Origin of the sequence: Actinomadura sp. NPDC048394 (genome assembly GCF_040651755.1) — a bacterium.
In the GTDB taxonomy this organism is placed as follows: Bacteria; Actinomycetota; Actinomycetes; order Streptosporangiales; family Streptosporangiaceae; genus Spirillospora; species Spirillospora montaniterrae.
Genome location: NZ_JBEZJL010000118.1, coordinates 1 through 21,271, shown reverse-complemented (window position 1 = coordinate 21,271; position 21,271 = coordinate 1). Strand labels below are relative to the sequence as shown.

Genomic DNA, 21,271 nt, shown 5'->3' with positions numbered 1-21,271 from the left:
CAGGACCTTCAGCAAGCCCTATCCTCCCAGTTCAGGAGCACTTTTCTCATGTCAACGACCAGCCGGAATCAATCCGCCATGAAAGCGCGAGGTTAATGCGCGAGATTGGGGGGCCATGATGCGCACGTTCGTTCTGGTGGCGCCAGTGCGGTGTCCGCAGACCTCGTCCGGCGCGCCCACACGCTGATCGCGGGCCGCCGCGGACCCGGCCACGGCCGCGCGGCGCCGCGCTAGGCGCCGCCGCGGACCGCCGGGCCGCCCGCCGCGGCCTTCCTCGCCGACGCGGCCGGCACGGCGTCCGGCGGCGATCCGGCGCCCGGCAGCGCCGCGGGCCCGCGCCCGCGGCCGGGCCTTGGATCGCTCCGGGCGGCGCGGCGGCATGCCCGGGTCCGCTCGCCCGGCGGGTCGGCGACGCACCCGCCCCCGACCGTCCTCACCCCTCAACACCAGGCCGAACGAAGAGGGAATTAGCTCATGAGCCGAGGAAACGGCGAGTCGACCATCCCGCTGGCCGACCTGGTGCGCACCCACCGCAACAGAGCCGGCCTGACGCAGCAGGAGCTCGCCAGGAAGGCGGGCATCAGCGTCGCCGCCCTCCGCGACCTGGAGCAGGGCCGCCATTCGCGCCCGCGGCCCGGCTCGGTGTCGGCGCTGGCCGAGGCGCTCGGCCTGGACTCCAGCCAGGCCGCCGAGCTGGCCTTCAGCTCGGCCTCGCCGGTGCGCCCGGCCGCGCGTCCGGCCGCTCCCGCCCGGATCGAGCACGACCCGCCGCCGCAGGAGCCGGTCAGGCAGCCGCGTCCGGGACGGCCGCAGCAGGGGCTGTGGCTCGGCGTCCTCGGCCCGCTGGAGACCTCGCTCGACGGGAGGCCGCTGAACCTCGGGCCGCCGAGCCGGTGCGCGCTGCTCGGCCTGCTGGCGCTGGAACCGGGCAGCGTGGTGCGGCGCGGCACCATCATGGAGGTGCTGTGGGGGCAGTCGGCGCCGAGCACCGCGCCGAGCCTGATCCAGGCGCACGTCAGCCGGCTCCGGAAGCTGCTCGTGCCGGACGGCAACGGCACCAAGGTCATCGCCTCCGCCGTCGGCGGCTACCGCCTGCAGGTGCGTCCCGAGCAGCTCGACCTGCTCACCTTCCGGGCCCTGGTCGCCAAGGCCGACGCGGCGCACGCGGCCGGCGACGACCACCGGGCGTGCGACCTGTACGAGCAGGCCCTCCGGCTGTGGCGCGGCGACCCGCTGGCGGACCTGGAGGTCCTGCACAACCAGCCGTGCGTGGCGATGTACCGGCGGGAGCTGTCCGACGTGCTCGTGCGCAGCGCCGAGATCGCCTGCGGCCTCGGGCTCCACGACCGGGTCCTGCCGCGGCTGCACGCGCTCGCCGCGGCGGAGCCGCTGAACGAGCGGGTGCACGCCCGGCTGATGATCGCGCTCGCCGGCAGCGGCCAGCAGGCGGCGGCCCTGCACATCTACGAGGACCTCCGCAGCCGCCTGGACCGCGAGTTCGCGATCTACCCCGGCGAGGAGCTCACCAGCGCGCACCTGCGCGTCCTGCGCCAGGACATCCCGCGCGCGCGGCTCGCGTACGAGCCGCCGGCGCTCGTCCCGGCGGTGCCGAGGCAGCTGCCCGCGTCGGCGCGGTACTTCACCGGCCGCGACCGCGAGCGGGGGCTGCTGTCCGGCCTGCTGGGCGAGGACGCGCCCGAGGCGGGCAAGGTGGCGGTGGCCGCGCTGACCGGGATGGCGGGCATCGGGAAGACGGCGCTGGCGATCAGCTGGGCGCACGAGGTCGCCGACCGGTTCCCCGGCGGGCAGCTGTTCGCCGACCTGCGCGGGTTCTCCTCCTCGGGGCCGCCGGTGGATCCCGCCGAGGTGCTGAGCGGCTTCCTGACCGCGCTCGGGGTCCCGCCGTCCGAGACCCACGCGGACACCGCCCGGCTCGCCGCCCTGTACCGCAGCACGCTGGCGGGCAGGCGGATGCTCATCGTGCTGGACAACGCGCGGGACGCCGAGCAGGTGCGCCCGCTGCTGCCGGGCTCCCCCGGCTGCCTGGTGCTCGTCACCAGCCGGCACCGGCTCATCGGCCTGGCCGCCGGGAACGGCGCGCATCTGGTCACCGTCCCCGGCCTGACGGACGAGGAGTCGCACCGCCTGCTCGCGCGGGCGCTCGGCGCCGAGCGGGTGGCCGCCGATCCGGGCGCCGCCGGGGAGCTGATCGCGCTGTGCGCCCGGCTGCCCCTGGCCCTGTGCAACGCGACCGCCTACGCCGCGGCGCATCCCGACCTCCCGCTGGGCGCGCTGGTCGCCGAGATGAGGGACGAGCCAGGCCGCCTGGACGCGCTGGAGACGGGCGAGCCCGCGACGAGCATCCGGGCCGCGTTCTCGCTGTCGCAGGCCAAGCTGAGCGACACCGCCGCGAAGCTGTTCCCGCTGCTCGGACTGCATCCGGGCCCCGACTTCTCCGTCCCCGCCGTCGCCGCCCTGTGCGGGTCGGGCTGGCCGCAGGCGCAGGCGGCCCTGGACGACCTGTGCGATGTGCATCTGCTCACCGGGCACGCTCCCGGCCGTTACGCCTGCCACGATTTAGTGCGCGTCTACGCGGCGGAGGCCGCCGAGCGGAGCCTCGGCGTCGCCGACCGGCGCGCCGCCGTCTACCGGTTGCTCGACTACTACCTGCACAGTGCGAGCTCCGTGTCGGCCCTGCTCTTCCCCCACCTCGCCCAGCAGACGCTGGACGAGCCCCGGCCGGGGGTCGTCCCCGAGAGCATCGGCGACGCGCAGCAGGCGGTGCAGTGGGCCTTGGACGAGCGGCCCACCCTGCGCGCCGCCATCGAACTGGCCGTGAAGGGCAGCTACTACCCGCACGCGTGGCAGCTGTCGCGGGCCGCGGCGTGGTTCTTCAACAGCGAGGAGCACTGGGAGAACCTGAGCGGCCCGCAGTGAGCCGCGCGGGAGGCCGCCGCTACTTCGTCTTCAGCGCGTTCAGGACGGGGACGAGCCGTTCCTCTTCGCGGTCGAGGTGCGCCTCGATCTCCGCGGTGAGCCCGTCCACCTCGGCGAGGACCGCCGCCGAACCGCTCGTCTCGTCGGCGGCGAGGTCCTGAAGCCGGCCGACCAGCTCCGCCAGCCGGCGGTGCTCGTCCCGCAGGCCCCGCACCGCGCCGGCGAGTTCCGGATGGAGCCGGTCGATCTTCGGGAAGACCTCGTCGTCCTCGGTGACGTGGTGGCGGTGCAGCATCGCGCAGGCGGTCAGGCAGTTGACCCGCAGCTGCGCGGCGAGCTTCGGCCCGCCCGCCGCGATCTCCTCGCGGATCAGCGCGAGCTCCCGGCGGAACCCGTCGTGCACGGCCTTCAGCTCGTCTCCCCACGGTTCCGCGGCGAGCCGCGCGCGGGAGCGGGTCCGCAGCGCCACGATCGGGATGGGCCCGGCCAGGAGCCTCTGCTTCTCGTGGAGCCCGGGGGTCACCTCGGCCAGCTGGGCGTACACGGTGTCGCGCTCCCATCCGGTGAGGGGACGGGCGTCGGCCTCGATGACGGCCGTGCCGGTCTCCACCGAGACCCGCGGGTCCGCGAGCACGTTTCCGTACCATTCCGGCAGGGTGCCGTCATCGGCGGGAACGGCGGCGAGCAGCAGGCTCCCCTTTTCGCCGTAATGGAAGGCGACGGGCTGAACGAGTGTCCCGCCGGCCGCGCCGCGGCCGGTGGTGAGGACGACGATCCGGGCGCCTGCGAACGGCCCGCCGAGGCCGCCCCGGCTCGCCCGGAACTCCGCCACAGCCCGCTCATTGTCGTCGAGCGCCATTGTCGGGACTCCTCACGGGATGGCCGGGCGGACGCCGGCGAATTGAGCGGGAAGGTCGCCGTGCCGAGTGTAGATGTGCGGCCGCGAGACCGCCCGATCCCGTTCCGTCCGGCGAACTGGCGGAGGTCGTGCGGAGACGCTCAACTGATGCAGGAAAGCAGTTGAACAGCCGACTACGTCATCACCGACCTACGGTCTCACGCGAATGGCGTTCAGACGTTTACGCAGGTCATTCCCCATGATTCGAGCACACCCCCGGGCGTCAGGTGATCATTGTTCATGATCGCCGAGCCGCGCCAGCAGCGCGGCATCCGGGCCGCTACACCGTCGTCCGGCTGTCAATGCCCGCGCCCGGGCGAGGGGCCCGCCGGCGGCGTTGACCTTTACCCGGGAGGCTGCGAAAGTCGGCTTTATGCGGGTCTTCGGCGGCCCGGTTTCCACAGGACTCTGCGTCATTCCGCATACCTGAATTCATCCGATCCAGGAAGGAAACCCATGCCAAAGCTCGACACGGCGCCACTGACCGAAAACGGGGGGACCCTGGTCTCCGGGAACGGCGAGGATCTGCTCGACCTCTCCCGGGACGACGTGCTCGCCGCCTTCCGGGAGTCCGGGGCGCTGATGTTCCGCGGATTCACCGGCGGGGTGGAGAGCTTCTGCTCGTTCGCGGAGCGGTTCAGCACCCGCTTCCGCAGCCACGGTGGGTCGAACCGCGACAAGATCGACGGCAAGGACACCCTGCAGACGGTCGTCGCGGGCACCGAGCGGATCGGCCCGCACTCGGAGCTCCGGTACATGCCGTTCTCGCCCGACGTCCTGTGGTTCTACTGCGTCCGTCCGGCCGACGAGGGCGGCGAGACGACGCTCTACGACGGCGCGCGGACGGTGGAGGGCCTCAAGCCCGACTCGCGGGAGGCGTTCTCCGCCAAGCCGCTGAAGTACAGCTTCACCGCCCCTCCGCGGATCTGGACCCGCTTCCTCGAGGTGTCGTCGGTGGAGGAGGCCACCGCGAAGCTGTCCGGGCCCGATCCGAAGGTCCCGGAGGCCGAGCACGCCTTCAGCTTCGACGGCGACATGCTGTCGCTGGAGTACACGATCCCGGCGTTCACCCGGCCGCGCTCGGGCGGCGAGCCCGTCTACGCCGGCTCCATCGCCCGCGGCTACGAGCACGACCGCGTGGCGTGCGCGTTCGCGGACGGCACGCCGATCCCGGACGAGCTGCGGCAGGACATCATCGACGCCGCGGAGCGCGTGGAGATCGCGATCCCCTGGCGGCCCGGCGACGTCGTCATGGTCGACAACTCGCGCGTCATGCACGGCCGGCGCCCGTTCACCGGCAACCGCGAGATCTACACCCGCTTCGCCTACGCCAACTTCGACTGACCGCACCGCCGCCCTGCCAATGCCCCGCCCGTGGAGCGCCACCGATCCGGTGGATCGCCTCAACGGGCGGGGCGTACGCATGCCCGAAGGGCGTCCGCATGACCACGGCGACATGGAGCGCCTGCACGACCCCCGGGCCGAGCGCCGAAAGCCCGCATCGGTGATGGCGGATTTCTCCATCACCCGATGCGGGCTCTGCGGGGCGGGCGGCGCTCAGGTCCCCGGCGCCGGGGGCGTGAGGGACGAGGTCGTGTGGGTGCCGGCGCGGAACGCCGGGCTCGTCACCGTCTCGGCGAGGAACCCCGCCGTCGTGGCGATGCCGGGCCCGCCGATCCGGAACTCGGAGAGCGCCCGCGCGGACCTGGCGATCGCCTGCTCCCGGTCGGGCGCCCACACGATCAGCTTGGCGATGAGCGAGTCGTACGCCGGCGACACGCGTCCGCCCTGGTAGGCGGCGGTGTCCACGCGGACGAACGGCCCGCCGGGCGGGACGAACTCGGTGAGCGTGCCCGGCGCGGGCGCGAAGTCGCGCGCCGGGTCCTCGGCGTTGATCCGGCATTCGATCGCGGCGCCGCGCCGCTCCACCTCGCCGAGGGCGAGCGGTTCGCCCGCGGCGATGCGGAGCTGCTCGGCGACCAGGTCGATGCCCGTCACCAGCTCCGTCACCGGGTGCTCCACCTGGATCCGGCAGTTGACCTCCAGGAAGTGGAAGTCGCCCGCGTCGTCGACGATGAACTCGAACGTGCCGGCGCCGACGTACCCGGCCGCACGGGCGCCCTCGACGGCCGCGCGGCCCATCCGCTCGACCGTCTCGCGCGGCAGGCCCGGCGCGGGGGTCTCCTCGATCAGCTTCTGGTGGCGGCGCTGCACGGTGCAGTCGCGCTCGCCGAGGTGGACGACGTTGCCGTAGGAGTCGGCGAGGATCTGGATCTCCACGTGCCGGGCCGTCGGGACGTAGCGTTCGACGTAGACGCGCGAGTCGCCGAACAGCGACAGCGCCTGCGCCCGGGTCTCGCGGTAGGCCTCCGCGAAGTCCGCGGAGGCGCGCACCACCCGCAGCCCGCGGCCGCCGCCGCCCATCGCCGCCTTGATGATCACCGGGTAGCCGATCTCGTCGGCCAGCCGGTGGGCGGCGGCCGCGTCCGCCAGCGGCTTCAGGCTGCCGGGCAGCAGCGGCATCCCGGCGGCGCTGAGCAGCTCGCGGGCGTGGGTCTTGTCGCCGAGCGCCGCCACGACGCCGCTCGGCGGCCCGATGAAGGTGAGCCCCTCGCTCGCGACGGCGGCGGCGAAGTCCGGGTCCTCGGACAGGAAGCCGTAGCCGGGGTGGATCGCCTCCGCGCCCGTCCGCCGGGCGGCCTCCAGGATGGCCGGCGCGTACATGTAGCTGCGCCTGGCGGGGGCGGGCCCGATCGCGACGGCCTCGTCGGCGAAGCGGACCAGCAGGCTGTCGCGGTCCTCGGTGGAGTGGACCGCGACGACCCGGACGCCGAGCTCCCGGCAGGTGCGGGCGACCCGGAGCGCGATCTCGCCGCGGTTGGCGATGAGCACGGTGCGGAACATGGTCACGCCTCGATCGGTTCCAGCGCGAGCAGCGGCTCGCCGTACTCCACCGACGCGCCGTCCTGCACGAGGACCGCCGCGACACGCCCGCGCCGCTCGGCCTCGACCGGCAGGAACAGCTTCATGGCCTCCACGATCGCGACCTGCTCGCCGGACTCGACGACGGTGCCGACGTCCACGAACGGGGCGGCGCCGGGTTCCGGCGCCCGGTAGAAGACCCCGACCGTGGGCGCGACCACGTGGAGGAGCCCGGCGTCGCTCTGCTGCGGCGCGGCCGGCAAGGCCGGCGGCGCGGCGGCAGCGTCGGCGGCGGTGGGAGCGCCCGCGGGGGCCGCGGGGGCCGCGGGGGCGTCCCAGGTGACCTCGATGGCCACGTCCCGGGCCTGCACCCGCAGCGCCGACGGCAGCCGGGGCAGGTCGGCGAGCAGCCTCGCCAGCCCCACCCGGACCTCTTCGAAAGCCTCCTCCGCGGCGGTCCCGTCGGTACCGGTCCCCCCGGTGGCCGTCTCTTCGGTGGCCGTCTCTTCCGCGGCGGTCTCTTCTGCGGTCATCGTCCTGCCCTCGTCGTCTGAACGTCGCGCTCGACGCGTGGATCGTCCATGTCGGGCGGGGTGCCGAAGCTGCGGAACCGCTCGTGGCGCTGCGCCAGGAGCTCCCCCGCCGGGCGGCCCAGCAGGGCCGCGAGTTCACCGGTCAGCGCGGCGCGCAGGGTGCGGGACGCCTCGCCCGGCGCCAGGTGCGCGCCGCCGGGCGGCTCCGGGACCACGCCGTCCACGATGCCGAGCCGCAGCAGCTCCCGCGCGTCGATGCGCAGGTTCCGCGCGGCCTTCGGGGCCGCCGCCGTGTCCTTCCACAGGATCGACGCGCACCCCTCCGGGCTGATGACCGAGTAGGTGCCGTTGGAGAAGATCAGGACCCGGTTCGCCACCGCCAGCGCGAGCGCCCCGCCGCTGCCGCCCTCCCCGGTGATGACCGTGACGATCGGCACCGGCAGGGACGCCATCAGCCGGATGTTCTCGGCGATGGCCATCGCCTGGCCGTGCTCCTCGGCGGCCAGGCCGGGGAAGGCGCCCGGCGTGTCCACGAGCGTCACGATCGGCAGGCCGAGCTTGGCGGCGAGCAGCATCAGCCGCGCCGCCTTGCGGTAGCCGGCGGGCGTCGCCATGCCGAACCCGCGCGCCGTCAGCTCCCGGGGGTCGTGGCCCTTCTGGGTGCCGACCGCCATGACGGGGACGTCGCCGAGCAGGGCGAACCCGCCGACGATCGCCGGGCAGTCGCCGCCGAGGCGGTCGCCGCGCAGCTCCAGGAAGTCGTCGAACACCGACGCCAGGTGGTCCAGGGCGGTCGGGCGGTCCAGGTGGCGGCCGAGCCGGACGGTCTCCCACGGGTCGTGCTCGGGCAGCCGGCCCGGGTCGCGGACGACCGGAGCCTCCCGGACGACCGCGGCATCGCGGACGGCCGGCCCGCCGTCCCGGGCGGGCCTGCCCATGCGCAGCAGCCTCGCCAGCGTCGGCCGGACGGCGGCGCGCGGCACGATCCCGTCGATCAGGCCGTGCTCCAGCAGGAACTCCGCGGTCTGGAAGCCGGGCGGGAGCGACTGCCGGATGGTCTGCGCGATGACGCGGGGGCCCGCGAAGCCGAGCCGGGCGCCCGGCTCGGCGAGGATGACGTCGCAGAGCGTCGCGTAGGACGCGGCGACGCCGCCGTAGGTCGGGTCGGTGACCAGCGAGATCGTCAGGACGCCGGCCTCGTCCAGCCGCGCGAGCGCGCCGCTGGTCTTGGCCATCTGCATGAGGGACAGCGCGCCCTCCTGCATCCTCGCGCCGCCGGACGCCGAGACGATCAGCAGCGGGGTGCGCTCCTCCAGCGCCGTCTCGGCCGCGGTGGTGATGGCCTCCCCGACGGCCGACCCGAGGCTGCCGCCGAGGAACGCGAAGTCCATCACGGCGGCGATGACGGGACGGCCGTCGATCAGCCCGCGCGCGCACACGATGGCCTCGTCCTGGCCGGTCGCGCGGCGGGCCTCTTCAAGGCGCGCGGGATAGGGCTTGGAGTCGGTGAACTCCAGCGGGTCGGCCAGGACGTCCGGCATGGGCAGCAGCTCGGCGGAGCCCGGGTCGAGGAGCTGCGCCAGCCGGTCGGTGGCGCCGACCCTGGCATGGCGGCCGCAGTCCGGGCAGACGCCGAGCGCGCGGGCGAAGCGAGGCTGGTACAGGATCGTCTGGCAGCCTTCGCAGATGTGCCACAGCGATGTGGTCATCGGAGTCGGTCTCCTCTTCGGTTCATCGGCCGCCGGTGGCGTGGAAGCCGCCGTCGACGTGGACGATCTCGCCGCTGGTACTGGGGAACCAGTCCGACAGCAGGGCGACGCAGGCGCGCGCCGCGGGCTCGGCGTCGGTCACGTCCCAGCCGAGCGGGGCGCCGCCGTGCCAGGCGGCCTCGAAGCCGGCGAAGCCCGGGATGCTGGTGGCCGCCTTGGTCCGCAGCGGCCCGGCGGCGACCAGGTTGACCCGGACGCCGCGCGGGCCGAGCTCGCGGCACAGGTAGCGGGTGGCGGACTCCAGTGCGGCCTTCGCCACCCCCATCCAGTCGTAGCCGGGCCAGGCGGTCGAGGCGTCGAAGTCCAGCCCGACGATGGACGCGGGCGTGGCGAGCACCGGCAGGCAGGCCGTCGCGAGCGCCTTCAGCGAGTACGCCGAGACGTGCATCGTCGTCGCGACGTCCGGCCACCCGGTGGTGAGGAACTCGCCGCCGAGCGCGGACCGCGGCGCGAACGCGACGGCGTGCAGCACCCCGTCGAGCCTCGGGCAGTGCGCGCTGACCCGGTCGGGCAGGGCCGCGAGGTCGTCCTCGCTGGTCACGTCCAGCTCGATGACCGGGGCCTTGTCCGGCAGGCGCGCGGCGATGTGCCGGGTGATGCGGGCGGCGCGGCCGTAGGAGGACAGCACGACCTGCGCGCCCTCCAGCTGGGCGCGGCGCGCGACCGCGTAGGCGATGGAGGACTCGGTGAGCACCCCCGTCACCAGGAGGCTCCGGCCCTCGAGGATCCCGGTCACGGCGCCGTCGGGGCGAGCTCGCGGGCGCGGCGGAGCGTCGCCATGCTGTTGCCGCCGATCGACCGGCGGACCAGCGCGGCGGCCTGCTCGACCGTGCCGTCCGGCCCGAGGATCGCGGTGATGGCCTCCTCCTTGAGCACCACGGTGTGCTTCGCGACCGCGCTGCCGTCCTCGCGCACGTGCCAGGAGCCCACGTGCGCGGTGAGGAAGTCGGGCAGCGTCGTCTGCTTGTAGACGATCGTCTCCGGCGGCAGCAGGACGCGGACCGAGACGGTGGTGTGGACGTCGCCGCCGGTGCTCGGCACGGTGTCCATCTCCAGCCGCTGGACGCCGGCGGCGTCCTCGTGCAGGTCGACCCTCGCCACGTGCGGGATCAGCGTCGGCCACTGCGCGGCGTCGGCGAGGAACCGGAAGACCCGCTCCTGCCCGGGGCCGACGGCCACCTCGTCCTCCCAGTCGACGAGGAGGTGTGCGCGGTTCGCGGCGTCGCGCAGCGAGTCCAGCTCGGCGCGGCTGTTGTGCTCCACCACCTCCTCGATCCTGTCCAGGACGTCCGCGTCGTCGTTCTCGGCGGAGAACCAGTGCCGGAAGACGACCTCGCTCCCCTCGCCGGCCGGGACGACGTGCCACTCGCCGCGCATCGCCGCGACGGGACGCGCCGGGCTCGTCTGCCGGAACGCGACCCGCCGGGCCACCGGGTCCAGCGTCCGGTGCGAGACCCAGCTGCGGACGGCGTCGCCGGCGAAGGCCCAGATCCGCAGCCGCTGCTCGGCCCCGGGCCCGGCGGGCAGGTACTCGACGTGGACGGTCGGGGTGAAGATCGCGGGCCACCGCTCGGCGTCCGCGATCAGGCGGTACACGGTGCCGGCCGGGGCCGGGACCGTGATGGCGTGCTCGGTCTGCCGGATCTGCATCGGTGCCTCTCAGTAGTTGCCGAGTCCGCCGCAGACGTTGATCGCCTGGGCGGTGATGGAGTCCGCGGTGTCGGTGGCGAGGTAGCCGACCAGGCCCGCCACCTCCTGCGGGGTCGAGTACCGGCCCAGCGGGATCTTGGCGAGGAAGCGCTTCAGCACCTCGTCCTCGGTGATGTCCAGGCCCGCGGCGTAGCCCTGCCGCACCGTGACGGCCATGGGCGTCTCCACGTATCCGGGGCAGACGGCGTTGACGGTGATCCCGGTCCCGGCCAGCTCCAGGCCGAGCGCCTTGGTGAAGCCGACCACGCCGTGCTTCGAGGCGGAGTACGGGGCGGCGTACACGACCCCCTGCTTGCCGCCGGTCGAGGCGATGTTGATGATCCGGCCCCACGGGCGCCCGGCGAGCCCGCCGGCCGCGAGCACCTCGCGGGTGACGCGGAACGTGCCGGTGAGGTTGGTGTCGATGACCGCCTGCCACACCTCGTCGGTGAGGTCGGCGGTGATCCCGCCGCCGCCGCGGCCGGCGTTGTTGACCAGGATGTCGATCGTGCCGAAGCGGCGCACCGCCGCCCGCACGAGCGCCTTCACGTCCGCGCCGGACGACACGTCGGCGGCGGCGCCGTCCGCCTCGATCCCCTCGCCGATCAGGTCCTTGACCGTCGCGGTGACCCGGTCCGCGTCACGCGCGCACAGGAACACCGGGTGGCCGGCCCTGCCGAGGGCCCGGGCCGTCTCCAGGCCGATGCCGCTGGTGGCCCCGGTGACCAGCGCCACCCGGGTACTGACGTCCGTCATTGCCGCTCCTCAGGGAATCTCGATGACCTGGCCGGCGTAGGCCAGGCCGGAACCGAAGCCGATGGTGAGCGCGGTCATCCCGCTGGTCACCTCGCCCGCGGCCAGCAGCCGTTCCATCGCCATCGGGATGGACGCGGCGGAGGTGTTGCCGCTCTCGGCGATGTCGCGGGCGACGACCGCGCCGTCGCGCAGCCCGAGCTGCCGCGCCAGCTCGTCGATGATCAGGAGGTTGGCCTGGTGCGGGATGAGCGCGTCGAGGTCGCCGGGCGCCAGACCGGCGGCCTCGATCGCCCGGCGCGCGGCGGCGGCGAGGTCGTCCCTGGCCCACCGGTAGACGCGCCACCCGATCATGCCGAGGCGGGGCCACGGCACGGACGGGTCGCCGTGCAGCTCGGGCCGCCAGTGGCCGGTCATCCCGACCGCGTCGGCGCGGGACCCGTCGCAGCCCCACGCGACGGGCCCGATGCCCGGCCGCTCGGACGGGCCGACCACGACCGCGCCCGCGCCGTCGGCGAACAGGAACGCCGTGGCGGCGTCGTCGGGGTCGACGATGTCGGTCATCCGCTCCGCGCCGATGACCAGGGCGTGGTCCGCCGTGCCCGACTTGACGAGGTCGGAGGCGACGGCGAGCGCGTACGGGAAGCCGGCGCAGGCGGCCAGCATGTCGAAGGCGGCGGCGTTGACCGCGCCCAGCTCATGGGCGACCTGCGAGGCCAGCGATGGCATCTGGGACAGGTGCGTGACGGTCGCGACGACGACGGCGCCGATCCGCGCGGGGTCGAGCCCCGCGTCCGCCAGCGCCTTGGCCGCCGCCTCGCGCGCCATCATGGACAGCGGCTCGTCGGGGCCCGCGTAGCCCCGGTGCCGGATGCCGGACCGCTTGACGATCCAGTCCTCGCTGAGGCCGAGCCGGGAGGCGATCTCGGCGTTGCCGACCGAGCGCCTCGGCCGGTAGGCGCCGAGGCCGATGATGCGGCTGTGCCGGGCCATCATTCGCTCTCGCGGAGCCGCGCCGTGACGTAGTCGAGGACGACCCGCGGCGAGGTCAGCTCGGCGACGGCCTCGTCCGGGATGACCAGGTGGTAGTTCTGCTGGAGCAGGGTGGCGATCTCCAGCACGGCCAGCGAGTCGAACTCCAGCTCGGGGAACGGGGTGTCGAGGAAGTCGCCGTCCAGGGCCGGGGCGGTGCCGTCCGCGGCCTTCAGCATGATGTCCTTGAGGTCGGCGACGGTGAAGTCGGTCATGTGCTGCTCCTTGCGTGAGTGGTGGGTGCGGAGACGACGATCGCGGAGTTGAACCCGCCGAGCCCCCGCGCCAGGACGAGGGCGTGGCGGACGGTGCGGCGGCGGGGTTCGCGCAGCACCAGGTCGAGGTCGGTGCCGGGCGCCGGCTCGGTCACGTTGAGGGTCGGCGGGATGACGCCGTCCCGGATCGACAGCAGCGCCGTCACGAGGTCGAGCGCGGCGCCCGCGTACAGGCGGCCGGTCATGGTCTTGGGGGCGGTGACGGGGACGCCGCGCGGGCCGAACAGCTCGGTGATGGCGCGCGCCTCCTCCCAGTCCAGGGCCGGGAGGCCCCAGGCGTCGGCGAAGACGACGTCGATGTCGCCGGGCGCGACGCCGGCGTCGGCGAGCGCCAGTTCCGCGGCGCGCCGCAGCCGGGGCGAGCGCCCGGAGCCGCGCGGCGGGTCGTAGGCGGCGGTGTCCGGGCCGGGTTCGCCGTCGTCGAGGGGCGGGTCGAACGTGGCGGCGTACCCGGCGATCTCGCCGTAGACGCCCGGCACGCCGCGGGCCTCGGCCGCGGCCGCGTCCTCCAGGACGAGGATGGCGCCGCCGTTGCCGGGCAGGTAGCCGTTGGCGTCGCGGTCGAAGGGCAGGTAGGCGCGGGACGGGTCGCGGCGGGTGCTGAGCATGCCGGTGGCGATCTGGAAGGCCAGCCCGACCGGCGCCAGGGAGGCGTCGCTGCCGCCCGTCACCATCAGCGGGGTGCCGCACCTGATCTGCCGCCGGGCGTGGCCGACCGCGTCGAGGCCGCCGGCCTGCTCGGAGGCCAGCACCAGCGCGGGCCCCTTCATGCCGTGCCGGATCGACAGCTGCCCGGCGGTCGACGCGTAGAACCACGCGACCGACATGTACGCCGACACGTAGGTGGGCCCCTGCGACCAGAGCTGCTGCAGCTCGCGCTGCCCGAACATGATCCCGCCGGACGAGTTCGCCACCGTGACGCCCATCTCGAACGCCGGCATCCCGGCGGGGTCGAGGCCGGCGTCCGCGAACGCCATCACGGTCGCGGCCATGGCGAGCTGCGTCATCTGGTCGGTCTGCGCCCGGAACTTGCCGGGGATGTACGCCTCGGCGTCGAAGTCGACCTCGCCGGCGAGCCGGACCGGGTACGGCGCGGCGTCGAACAGCCGGATCGGGCGGATCCCGCTGCGCCCCTCCAGCGTCGCCCGCCAGTACTCCTCCGTGCCCACCCCGTTCGGCGAGGCGACGCCGAGCCCGGTGACGACCGCGCCGGTCATGCCGCCTCCATGTCGACCGCGCCGAGCACCATCGCCGACTGGAAGCCGCCGAAGCCGCTGCCGATGGTGAGGACGGTGTCGGTCCGCTGCGGCCGCGCGACCAGCGGCACGTAGTCGAGGTCGCACTGCGGGTCCTGCTCGGTGAGGTTGGCGGTGGGCGGGATGACCCCGTTCCGGATGGTCAGCACGCAGGCGGCGATCTCGATCGCGCCGATCGCGCCGAGCGAGTGGCCGATCATCGACTTGATGGAGCTCATCGGGATGTCGTAGGCGTGCGCGCCGAGCGCGCGCTTGACGGCGGACGTCTCGTGCAGGTCGTTCTGCCGGGTGCCGGAGCCGTGGGCGTTGACGTACTGGACGTCGGCCGGGCTCACCTCGGCCTTGGCGAGCGCCGCGCGGATCGCCTCGGCGAGCTCCAGCCCGTCGGGCCGCAGGCCGGTCATGTGGTGGGCGTTGGCGCGGTTGGCGTACCCGAGCACCTCGGCGCGGATGTCCGCGCCGCGGCGGCGGGCGTGCTCGTACTCCTCCACGACGAGGACGGTCGCGCCCTCGCCGAGCACGATGCCGTTGCGGTCGCGGTGGAAGGGCCGGCAGCCGCCGGCCGGGTCGTCGTTGCGCGGCGTGGTGGCCTTCAGCGCGTCGAAGCAGGCGAGGGTGATCGGGGTCAGCGGGGCGTCGGTCGCCCCGGTGATCATCACGTCGGCGGTGCCGTCCTCGACGAGCTGCACCGCGTGCCCGACGGCGTCGAGCCCCGAGGTGCAGCCCGCGGAGACGACCACGACGGGGCCCTCGCACCTTGCCGCCCACGCGACCTCGGTGGCCAGCGAGCTGACGGTGATGTACGGGTAGGAGTAGGGGACGGCGAACCGGTGGTCCACCAGCCAGTCGCGGCCGCGGTCGCTGACCGCGACGTACTCCTCCTCCATGCGGGTCGAACTGCCGATGGCGCTGCCCAGGCTGACGCCGAGGCGGGTGCGGTCGACGGTGTCGGCGATCCCGCTGTCGGCCAGCGCCTCCCGGACGGCCACCAGCGCGAACTGGCCGGCCCGGTCCAGGCGGCGGGCCTCCTTCGGCGACAGCCCCTCGCGGGCCGGATCGAAGTCCACCTCGGCGGCGATCCGGCAGCGGAACGGCTCGGCGTCGAACAGCGTGATGGGACGGGTGGCGGTGCGGCCGGCGCTCAGCGTCTCCCAGAACGCCTTGGTGCCGATGCCGCCCGGCGCCACCACCCCGAGCCCGGTGATCACGGCGCGCCGTGCTCGACTAGTCACTGCTCCTCGCATTCATCACGATCGGTTTCACGAAGTCCCCGAACCAGCGGTCGACGGCCGTCGACGGCCCCGTGCCCGGGTGCCCGGCGACCCAGGCGACGTGGCCGTCCGGGCGGACGACCAGGAGCGGGTCCCCGGTGCGGTCGCCGGTGACGATGACGCCCTGCCGGCCGAGCGCGGCCTCCTCGCTCGGCAGCGGGCTCCGGCGCAGCGCCCTGGCGAGCTGCCGGGGCGACAGCCGCGGTCCGGTCAGGGTGCTGCCCATGTAGTGGGCGTCGAGGCCCGAGACGGACCGCGCGACCTGCCGGCGGAACCCGGCGGATCGCTCCAGGCGGTCGCGCGCGGCGGCGCGGCGGTCCAGGTCGGGGCCGAAGATCAGCGCCTCCTGCTCCCGGACGCTCCGCTGCATCCGGGCCGTCGCCTCCGCGCGTTCGAGGCCGTAGGTGGCCGCCAGCTCGCGCGGCGCGCCGCCGAGCAGGGCCGCGAGCTTCCATGCCAGGTTGTGCGCGTCCTGCAGGCCGGTGTTCAGCGAGCTGCCGCCCACCGGGGGCTGGTCGTGGGCGGCGTCCCCGGCGAGGAAGACGTTGCCCGCGCTCCACTCCCGGACCGTCGTGCAGCCGTTGGAGAACCGGTCGAGCCACACGCACTCGCCCCCGTCGACGCGCTCGCCGGTGGCCTCGTGCCAGTCGCGGCAGACGTCCTCGAAGGTGAGCTCGCCGGTGGCGCGGTAGCGGGGCGAGAAGAGCATCAGCCGGGTGATCTCCGAGGTGATCGGCCCGGCCGTGGCCACCATGTCCCCGTGCCGTTCGAACCGGCGTGGCGTGACGGCGACCCCGGTGACGTCGCAGCGGATCATGTGCCGGTCGGCCGGGACGCGCAGCGGCACCTGCCCGAGGCCCGCGCGGACCGTGCTCTCCGCCCCGTCCGCGCCGACGAGGTAGACGCTCTCGTACGTCCGGCCGGCCGCGTCGTACGCGACGACGCCCGACGACCGGGCCTGCGCCCGGGTGACGGCCACGCCGGTCCGCACGGTGGCCCCGGCGTCGACCGCCCGGTCCCGCAGCACGCGCACGAGGTCGGGCTGCGGCATCTTCCACAGCCCCGCCCAGGGGCTGTCGATCCCGTCGAGGCCGACGGGGAAGCCCGCGTAGTGGCCCGTCATGGCGTGCGGCAGGCGGTCCAGGCCGGGAATGTCCAGCGCGGACAGGATCTCCATCGACCGCGAGTTCAGCGTGCTGGCGCGGGTCTGGCCGGAGATCTCCGCGTCCCGTTCCAGGACGAGCACGGAGACCCCCTGCCCGGCCAGGGCGGCGGCGAGGAGGCTCCCCACCGGGCCGCCGCCCGCGACCAGCACGTCCCAGCGCTCGGCCATCATCGCTGCCATCGGTAGAAGCACGACGCCATGGCGTCCTTCGGGCCCTGCCAGCTCGGGTCGTAGGGCTCGAAGAACGGGCGCAGGTCCGCGCTGATCTGGACGAAGCGGGGGTCCTCCCGGGCCTGCTCCACCTGCTCGGGGCCGTGGTCCTCGGCGAAGTCCTGGGCGTGGATGTAGAGGTCGCGGTAGTTGAAGAGCTGCCGCCGCAGGGTCCCCATGCGCTGCGGCATGTCCGTCTCGTCGAATTCCTTGAACAGCCCGGAAATCTCGTCGAGGTCGGGGCGCCTGAACCGCGCGATGATCAATGTGGTGAACATGACCTGCCCTTTCTCTAGTTCTCGGAGCCGAACCAGCGTGCGAGTGCGGTGGCGAGCGGCTCGGCCGCGCGCGAGGTCCACGCCACGTGCCCGTCGGGGCGGACGAGGAGGTCGGGCTCGCCCGGCCGCGGGACGGCCACGACGTCCACGCGGTCGGTCCACGGGCGGGCGAGGGACGCGCTCTCCCCGTCCTCGCGGGACGTCAGGAGGAGCCCCCGCCCGTGGCGGAGGAGCCCGCGGGGCGGGCCGTCGCCGCCCGGCAGCCGGAGGTCCTTGGTGGGCAGCAGGCGGCCGACGGGCTCGGGGGCGTCGCCGCCCGGGTCGTAGCGCAGCGCCATGCCGGTCACCTCGTCGGCGGCCAGCGACGCGGCCTCCGGGACGGTGAACAGCCGCTCCAGCAGCCGGCGGACGGGATCGACCTCGGCGCCGCGGAGGAAGACCTGCCCCTGCGCCTGGGTGTTCGCGAGCAGCTCCGCCGCCGCCTGGCGCCGCTCGGTGTCGTAGGTGTCGAGCAGGTCCGCGGGGGCCCACCCGTGGACGGCGGCGGCGAGCTTCCAGCCCAGGTTCACCGCGTCCTGGATGGAGACGTTCATCCCCTGGCCGCCCGCCGGGAGGTGGGTGTGGGCGGCGTCGCCGGCGAGGAAGACCCGCCCCGCGCGGAACGACGGGGCCATCCCGGACGCGTCGTTGAACGAGCTCGCCCAGCGGATCTTCCCGGGCGGCAGCGGGTCGCCGGTGACGTTGCGGTACGCCTGCTCCAGGTGCTTCGCCTCGACCCGGGTGCCCCGCTCGAGGGGTTCCGCGGTGAAGTCGCAGACGATCAGCCGGTCGATGGTGTCGTCGAGCGGCCCGGACATGACCATGCCGGTGGGCGTCTTCTTGCCGAACTGGTTGTTCGGCAGGCCGGCGTGCTCGATGTCCGCCAGCAGCATCTGCACGCTCGGCGGCGTGAGCGGATAGGCGAGCCCCGCCATTCTCCGCACCGTGCTGTGCGCCCCGTCACACCCGACGACGTATTGGGAGCGCACCCTGACCGTTCCGTCCGGGCCGTTCGCGACCGTCTCGAGACTTTCCCCGCATTCCTGGATTCCGGTCACCGTGTAACCCGGCCTGACGGTCGCTCCCAACCGCGCGGCCCGGTCCCGCAGAACGGCTTCCGTCTTGTACTGCGGATAGCGCATGACCGGCAGGTGCGGGGACGAGAGATGATCGGCGGAGATCACGATTCCGGCGAAATGAACGGCCTTGACATGTTCCAGCGGACCGAACTCGCCGAGCATGTCGCGGTGCGCGAATATTTCGAGGGTGCTGGGCGTGAAGCCGAGGGCGCGCGACTCGTTCTGCGGCATCGCCGAGGCGCCCAGCACCAGGCAGTCGACGCCGCACAGCCGCAGCTCGCCCGCCAGCATGAGACCGGTCGGGCCCATTCCGACGATGACCACGGGTATCTGCGCCGGAACGGACTGAAGATCGCTCATGGGCACCTCGCCTAGGGGTCGTTCGTGCGTTCCCAAGGATCCACAGGAGGGTGACGCGAAGCCAGTTCCCGGCGCCCCGGTTGAACAGCCTTCCGGGCATTAGCCGAAACGAACGCGGCTGGCGGAGTGGCGAAATCTCCCAGGCGGTGCGCCGTCACCGCGAGTTGTTCAACTGCCTATTCGCGTCTGTTGAACGCCGGGCCGTGCCGTGATCCGCCCGGGTACTGTCGGCCGCCCCCGTCGCCGGTTGTGCGGAAAATCTCTAAGAATGGCGCGGAGCCGGAGCGGCCGGAAAAGCCGGATCGACGGAACGGAGGGTGCGATGGCCGACGAGGAAGCGCCGCCGCGGTTCCTGCTGCCGGGGGCCCTGCTGTCGGCGGGCAGGTTCCTGCTCGCCGGCCTCAGGGCCGCCGGCCTCAGCGCCTGGTGCGTCCCGTCCGCGCTGAGGCGGGACGAGCCCGGGCCGGCGCCGCCCGAACCGTCCCTGACGTTCGCGGAGCGGCTGACGTGGGCCGGCCTCGAGTGGCACGTCCGCCGGCAGAAGCCGCACGCCGGACCGGACGAGACCGCGCGGCCCTAGGACGCGGTCCCAGGACGCGGCGCGGTGCGGCGCCCGCCGCGCGGGGCGGACACCGCCGTCTCTACCGGACCAACTTTGTTTGCTTGACATAAATTTATGTCGGACTAAGGTCGAAGGCGTGACCCCACAGCATCCAGCAGCGGCCCGCACAGCCGGCCGCGCCGACGCAACCCAGCCCAGGAGCAGTCGGTGAGCGCGCGCGGTGCCCACCCCCGGCCGGGCGCGGAGCTCCCGCCCCCGCCCGGCGGACAGGGCGCGTCCGAGGGCCGCGGCTGGCGGGCCGTCGCCGTCGTGCTCGTCGGAGCGTTCATGGCCCTGCTCGACACCACGGTCGTGACCGTCGCCCTGCCCACGATCCGCACCGGCCTGCACGCCTCGTCCGCCGGCCTCGAATGGGTCGTCTCCGCCTACGCGCTCGCGCTCGGCCTCGCGCTGGTCCCGGCCGGGCGCGCCGGCGACCGCTTCGGGCACAAGCCCGTGTTCATCATCGGCCTGGCCGTCTTCACGCTCGCCAGCGTGGCCTGCGGGGTGTCGCAGAACCAGGCCGAGATCGTCACCGCCCGGGCGGTCCAGGGCCTCGGCGCCGGGACGTTCTACCCGGCCATCGCCGCCACCATCCAGCTGACGTTCACCGGCCCGGCGCGCTCGAAGGCGTTTGGCGCCCTCGGCGCCACCATCGGCGTGTCGATCGCGCTCGGGCCGGTGCTCGGCGGCCTGATCATCGCCGGCGGGGGCGCGCGGAACGGCTGGCGGTGGGTGTTCCTCGTGAACCTCGTCATCGGCGCGATCGCGCTGCCGGTCGCCGCGAAGCAGCTGCCCCGCGCGCGGTCGCTCGTCCGCCGCCGGTTCGACCCGGTCGGGGTGGTGCTGCTGTCGGCCGGGCTGCTCCTGCTGCTCATCCCCCTCGTGGAGGGGCAGGAGAGGGGCTGGCCCGCCTGGTGCTACGCCTGCTTCGGCGCCTGCGCGGTCACGTTCGCGCTGCTCGCCGTGTGGGAGGCGCGCGCCGAACGCCGCGGGGCGGACCCGCTGCTCAAGCCCGGCCTGCTCGCGCAGACGTCGTTCTCCGCGGGCGCGGCCTTCGCGGTCGTCTACTTCGCCGGGTTCACCAGCGTGTTCTTCACCCTCTCCATCCTCTGGCAGGAGGGGCTGGGCCGCAGCGCCCTGATGACGGGCCTCGCCGTCGTCCCGTTCTCGTTCGGCAGCCTGGTCTCCGCCGCGGTGAGCGACAAGCTCTCGGCGCGGATGGGCCGGATGGTGCTGGTCACCGGCTCGGTGATGGTGGCGGCCGGGCTCGCGCTCGCCGCGCTGGTCGTCCACCTCGACGCGCCGGCCCCGAGCGGCTGGACGCTCGCCGGCCCGCTGCTGCTCGCCGGGCTCGGCAGCGGGATGGTCATCGCCCCCAACCAGGACTTCGTCCTCGCGCGGGTGCCCGCGCAGGACGCGGGGACGGCGAGCGCCATCCTCGGCACCGCCCAGCGGGTCGGCAGCGCGCTCGGCATCGCGATCATCGGGACCGTGCTGTTCGGGAACCTGCACTTCCACCCCGGCCCGCACGCGGCCGCCGCCGCGTTCAGCCACGGCTCGCAGTACGCGCTGCTGGCCAACACCGCCCTCGTCCTCGTCGCGCTGGTGCTGGTCATCGCGCTCCCCCGGCGGATCCCCGGCACCAGGGCGTAGCCGGGGCGGCACGCGAAGCCGGGCCCGTTCCTCGGAACGGGCCCGGCTTCGGCGTTTCGCAGAGCGCCGGGGGCAATGGTCAGGACCGGGCGGTCGAGTGCCGCGCCGGTGTCCGGGATCCGAGCCGCAGCCCGAGCGACTCCGCCACGGCGGCCGGGTCGGTGCCGGGCAGCCGTCCCGACGCGGCGAGGTAGCCGTCCGGGCGGATCAGCAGCCAGTCGCCGGGACGCGCGCCGAGCCCCTTCGCCAGCAGCCCGCCCGGGTCCCGTAGCGGCCCGGGAAGGGCGCCTTCGCCGTCCGCCGCCCCCGGGCCCGGGACGGTGCGGACCCGGACGACGCCCTCGCACGCCTCCGCCAGCCGGACCAGCGCGGGACCGTCGCCGTCCGCGGCGAAGACCAGCAGCGACCAGCCGGGCCGCCGCAGCTCCGCCAGCAGCGAGCGCCAGCCGGCGGACGCGCCCTCCTCGGCGGACGTCACCCGGGCGACGCGCTCGCCGGCGCGAGGAGCTGGGCGTGCAGGCCGGCGTTCTCCTCCAGCGCCGCCTCCA

18 protein-coding genes and 1 pseudogene are annotated in these 21,271 nt (G+C 74.2%); 4 read left to right on the top strand and 15 right to left on the bottom strand.

Translation table 11 applies throughout. The annotated features are described in order from the left end of the window. The first annotated feature begins 474 nt into the window (after positions 1 to 474). Complete coding sequence (locus AB0C78_RS47320; protein ID WP_360761610.1) at positions 475 to 2,937, top strand: BTAD domain-containing putative transcriptional regulator; 2,463 nt, start codon at positions 475 to 477, stop codon at positions 2,935 to 2,937. Between the two features lie 19 nt (positions 2,938 to 2,956). On the opposite strand, the gene AB0C78_RS47315 is transcribed toward AB0C78_RS47320, so the two are convergent. After that, a complete protein-coding gene (locus AB0C78_RS47315; protein WP_360761608.1) occupies positions 2,957 to 3,796 on the bottom strand; it encodes a nitroreductase/quinone reductase family protein in 840 nt (279 codons plus the stop codon). Between the two features lie 495 nt (positions 3,797 to 4,291). Between AB0C78_RS47315 and AB0C78_RS47310 the strand changes: the two genes are divergently transcribed. Continuing rightward, the gene (locus tag AB0C78_RS47310) at positions 4,292 to 5,179 is read left to right on the top strand and encodes a TauD/TfdA family dioxygenase (RefSeq protein ID WP_360761606.1); all 888 of its coding nucleotides are present in this window, start codon (positions 4,292 to 4,294) and stop codon (positions 5,177 to 5,179) included. 213 nt (positions 5,180 to 5,392) lie between these two features. On the opposite strand, the gene AB0C78_RS47305 is transcribed toward AB0C78_RS47310, so the two are convergent. Genes AB0C78_RS47305 through AB0C78_RS47245 form a run of 13 tightly spaced genes read right to left on the bottom strand, consistent with a single transcriptional unit; the run spans position 5,393 to position 18,466 of the window. Then, positions 5,393 to 6,739 (bottom strand): biotin carboxylase N-terminal domain-containing protein, encoded by a 1,347-nt coding sequence (locus tag AB0C78_RS47305; RefSeq protein WP_360761604.1) that lies wholly within the window; start codon positions 6,737 to 6,739, stop codon positions 5,393 to 5,395. Positions 6,740 to 6,741: 2 nt separating this feature from the next. Next, complete coding sequence (locus AB0C78_RS47300; protein ID WP_360761602.1) at positions 6,742 to 7,290, bottom strand: biotin/lipoyl-containing protein; 549 nt, start codon at positions 7,288 to 7,290, stop codon at positions 6,742 to 6,744. Further along, positions 7,287 to 8,999, bottom strand: a complete 1,713-nt coding sequence (gene accD, locus AB0C78_RS47295) for an acetyl-CoA carboxylase, carboxyltransferase subunit beta (protein WP_360761600.1) — start codon at positions 8,997 to 8,999, stop codon at positions 7,287 to 7,289. The genes AB0C78_RS47300 and accD overlap by 4 nt, the downstream gene beginning before the upstream one ends. A gap of 22 nt (positions 9,000 to 9,021) precedes the next feature. Then, positions 9,022 to 9,795 carry an enoyl-ACP reductase FabI gene (gene fabI, locus AB0C78_RS47290; RefSeq protein WP_360761599.1) on the bottom strand — a complete coding sequence of 258 codons (774 nt, stop codon included), beginning with the start codon at positions 9,793 to 9,795 and terminating at the stop codon, positions 9,022 to 9,024. Beyond that, on the bottom strand, positions 9,792 to 10,709 hold the full coding sequence (locus AB0C78_RS47285) for an SRPBCC family protein (RefSeq protein ID WP_360761597.1): 918 nt from the start codon (positions 10,707 to 10,709) through the stop codon (positions 9,792 to 9,794). The genes fabI and AB0C78_RS47285 overlap by 4 nt, the downstream gene beginning before the upstream one ends. 9 nt (positions 10,710 to 10,718) lie before the next feature. Further along, on the bottom strand, positions 10,719 to 11,504 hold the full coding sequence (locus tag AB0C78_RS47280) for an SDR family NAD(P)-dependent oxidoreductase (RefSeq protein ID WP_360761596.1): 786 nt from the start codon (positions 11,502 to 11,504) through the stop codon (positions 10,719 to 10,721). Positions 11,505 to 11,513: 9 nt separating this feature from the next. Next, positions 11,514 to 12,494 (bottom strand): beta-ketoacyl-ACP synthase 3, encoded by a 981-nt coding sequence (locus AB0C78_RS47275; protein ID WP_360761594.1) that lies wholly within the window; start codon positions 12,492 to 12,494, stop codon positions 11,514 to 11,516. Next, complete coding sequence (locus AB0C78_RS47270) at positions 12,494 to 12,748, bottom strand: acyl carrier protein (RefSeq protein ID WP_360761593.1); 255 nt, start codon at positions 12,746 to 12,748, stop codon at positions 12,494 to 12,496. The genes AB0C78_RS47275 and AB0C78_RS47270 overlap by 1 nt, the downstream gene beginning before the upstream one ends. Next, positions 12,745 to 14,025 (bottom strand): ketosynthase chain-length factor, encoded by a 1,281-nt coding sequence (locus tag AB0C78_RS47265; protein ID WP_360761591.1) that lies wholly within the window; start codon positions 14,023 to 14,025, stop codon positions 12,745 to 12,747. The genes AB0C78_RS47270 and AB0C78_RS47265 overlap by 4 nt, the downstream gene beginning before the upstream one ends. Then, positions 14,022 to 15,296, bottom strand: a complete 1,275-nt coding sequence (locus AB0C78_RS47260; protein ID WP_360761589.1) for a beta-ketoacyl-[acyl-carrier-protein] synthase family protein — start codon at positions 15,294 to 15,296, stop codon at positions 14,022 to 14,024. The genes AB0C78_RS47265 and AB0C78_RS47260 overlap by 4 nt, the downstream gene beginning before the upstream one ends. Further along, a complete protein-coding gene (locus tag AB0C78_RS47255; protein ID WP_360761588.1) occupies positions 15,289 to 16,680 on the bottom strand; it encodes an FAD-dependent monooxygenase in 1,392 nt (463 codons plus the stop codon). The genes AB0C78_RS47260 and AB0C78_RS47255 overlap by 8 nt, the downstream gene beginning before the upstream one ends. Next, positions 16,668 to 16,988 (bottom strand): TcmI family type II polyketide cyclase, encoded by a 321-nt coding sequence (locus tag AB0C78_RS47250; protein ID WP_151541930.1) that lies wholly within the window; start codon positions 16,986 to 16,988, stop codon positions 16,668 to 16,670. The genes AB0C78_RS47255 and AB0C78_RS47250 overlap by 13 nt, the downstream gene beginning before the upstream one ends. A gap of 14 nt (positions 16,989 to 17,002) precedes the next feature. After that, entirely contained in the window at positions 17,003 to 18,466 is a 1,464-nt protein-coding gene (locus AB0C78_RS47245; protein ID WP_360761586.1) for an FAD-dependent monooxygenase, read from the bottom strand. Positions 18,467 to 18,788: 322 nt separating this feature from the next. On the opposite strand from AB0C78_RS47245, the gene AB0C78_RS47240 reads away from it, so the two are divergent. Continuing rightward, positions 18,789 to 19,046, top strand: coding sequence for a hypothetical protein (locus tag AB0C78_RS47240; protein ID WP_360761584.1), 258 nt, complete (start codon positions 18,789 to 18,791; stop codon positions 19,044 to 19,046). A gap of 189 nt (positions 19,047 to 19,235) precedes the next feature. After that, a complete protein-coding gene (locus tag AB0C78_RS47235; protein ID WP_360761582.1) occupies positions 19,236 to 20,723 on the top strand; it encodes an MFS transporter in 1,488 nt (495 codons plus the stop codon). Between the two features lie 79 nt (positions 20,724 to 20,802). Here AB0C78_RS47235 and AB0C78_RS47230 read toward each other — a convergent pair. Next, positions 20,803 to 21,271 (bottom strand): annotated as a pseudogene (locus tag AB0C78_RS47230) (hypothetical protein); the annotation flags it as partial.

What these genes read in the sequence shown, in the direction of transcription:
- AB0C78_RS47265 (WP_360761591.1), bottom strand. Translation starts at nt 14,025, where the DNA reads ATGACCGGCGCGGTCGTCACCGGGCTCGGCGTCGCCTCGCCGAACGGG.
- accD (WP_360761600.1), bottom strand. Translation starts at nt 8,999, where the DNA reads ATGACCACATCGCTGTGGCACATCTGCGAAGGCTGCCAGACGATCCTG.
- AB0C78_RS47310 (WP_360761606.1), top strand. Translation starts at nt 4,292, where the DNA reads ATGCCAAAGCTCGACACGGCGCCACTGACCGAAAACGGGGGGACCCTG.
- AB0C78_RS47320 (WP_360761610.1), top strand. Translation starts at nt 475, where the DNA reads ATGAGCCGAGGAAACGGCGAGTCGACCATCCCGCTGGCCGACCTGGTG.
- AB0C78_RS47285 (WP_360761597.1), bottom strand. Translation starts at nt 10,709, where the DNA reads ATGCAGATCCGGCAGACCGAGCACGCCATCACGGTCCCGGCCCCGGCC.
- AB0C78_RS47305 (WP_360761604.1), bottom strand. Translation starts at nt 6,739, where the DNA reads ATGTTCCGCACCGTGCTCATCGCCAACCGCGGCGAGATCGCGCTCCGG.
- AB0C78_RS47240 (WP_360761584.1), top strand. Translation starts at nt 18,789, where the DNA reads ATGGCCGACGAGGAAGCGCCGCCGCGGTTCCTGCTGCCGGGGGCCCTG.
- AB0C78_RS47315 (WP_360761608.1), bottom strand. Translation starts at nt 3,796, where the DNA reads ATGGCGCTCGACGACAATGAGCGGGCTGTGGCGGAGTTCCGGGCGAGC.
- AB0C78_RS47250 (WP_151541930.1), bottom strand. Translation starts at nt 16,988, where the DNA reads ATGTTCACCACATTGATCATCGCGCGGTTCAGGCGCCCCGACCTCGAC.
- AB0C78_RS47300 (WP_360761602.1), bottom strand. Translation starts at nt 7,290, where the DNA reads ATGACCGCAGAAGAGACCGCCGCGGAAGAGACGGCCACCGAAGAGACG.
- AB0C78_RS47245 (WP_360761586.1), bottom strand. Translation starts at nt 18,466, where the DNA reads ATGAGCGATCTTCAGTCCGTTCCGGCGCAGATACCCGTGGTCATCGTC.
- AB0C78_RS47275 (WP_360761594.1), bottom strand. Translation starts at nt 12,494, where the DNA reads ATGGCCCGGCACAGCCGCATCATCGGCCTCGGCGCCTACCGGCCGAGG.
- AB0C78_RS47280 (WP_360761596.1), bottom strand. Translation starts at nt 11,504, where the DNA reads ATGACGGACGTCAGTACCCGGGTGGCGCTGGTCACCGGGGCCACCAGC.
- AB0C78_RS47270 (WP_360761593.1), bottom strand. Translation starts at nt 12,748, where the DNA reads ATGACCGACTTCACCGTCGCCGACCTCAAGGACATCATGCTGAAGGCC.
- AB0C78_RS47255 (WP_360761588.1), bottom strand. Translation starts at nt 16,680, where the DNA reads ATGGCAGCGATGATGGCCGAGCGCTGGGACGTGCTGGTCGCGGGCGGC.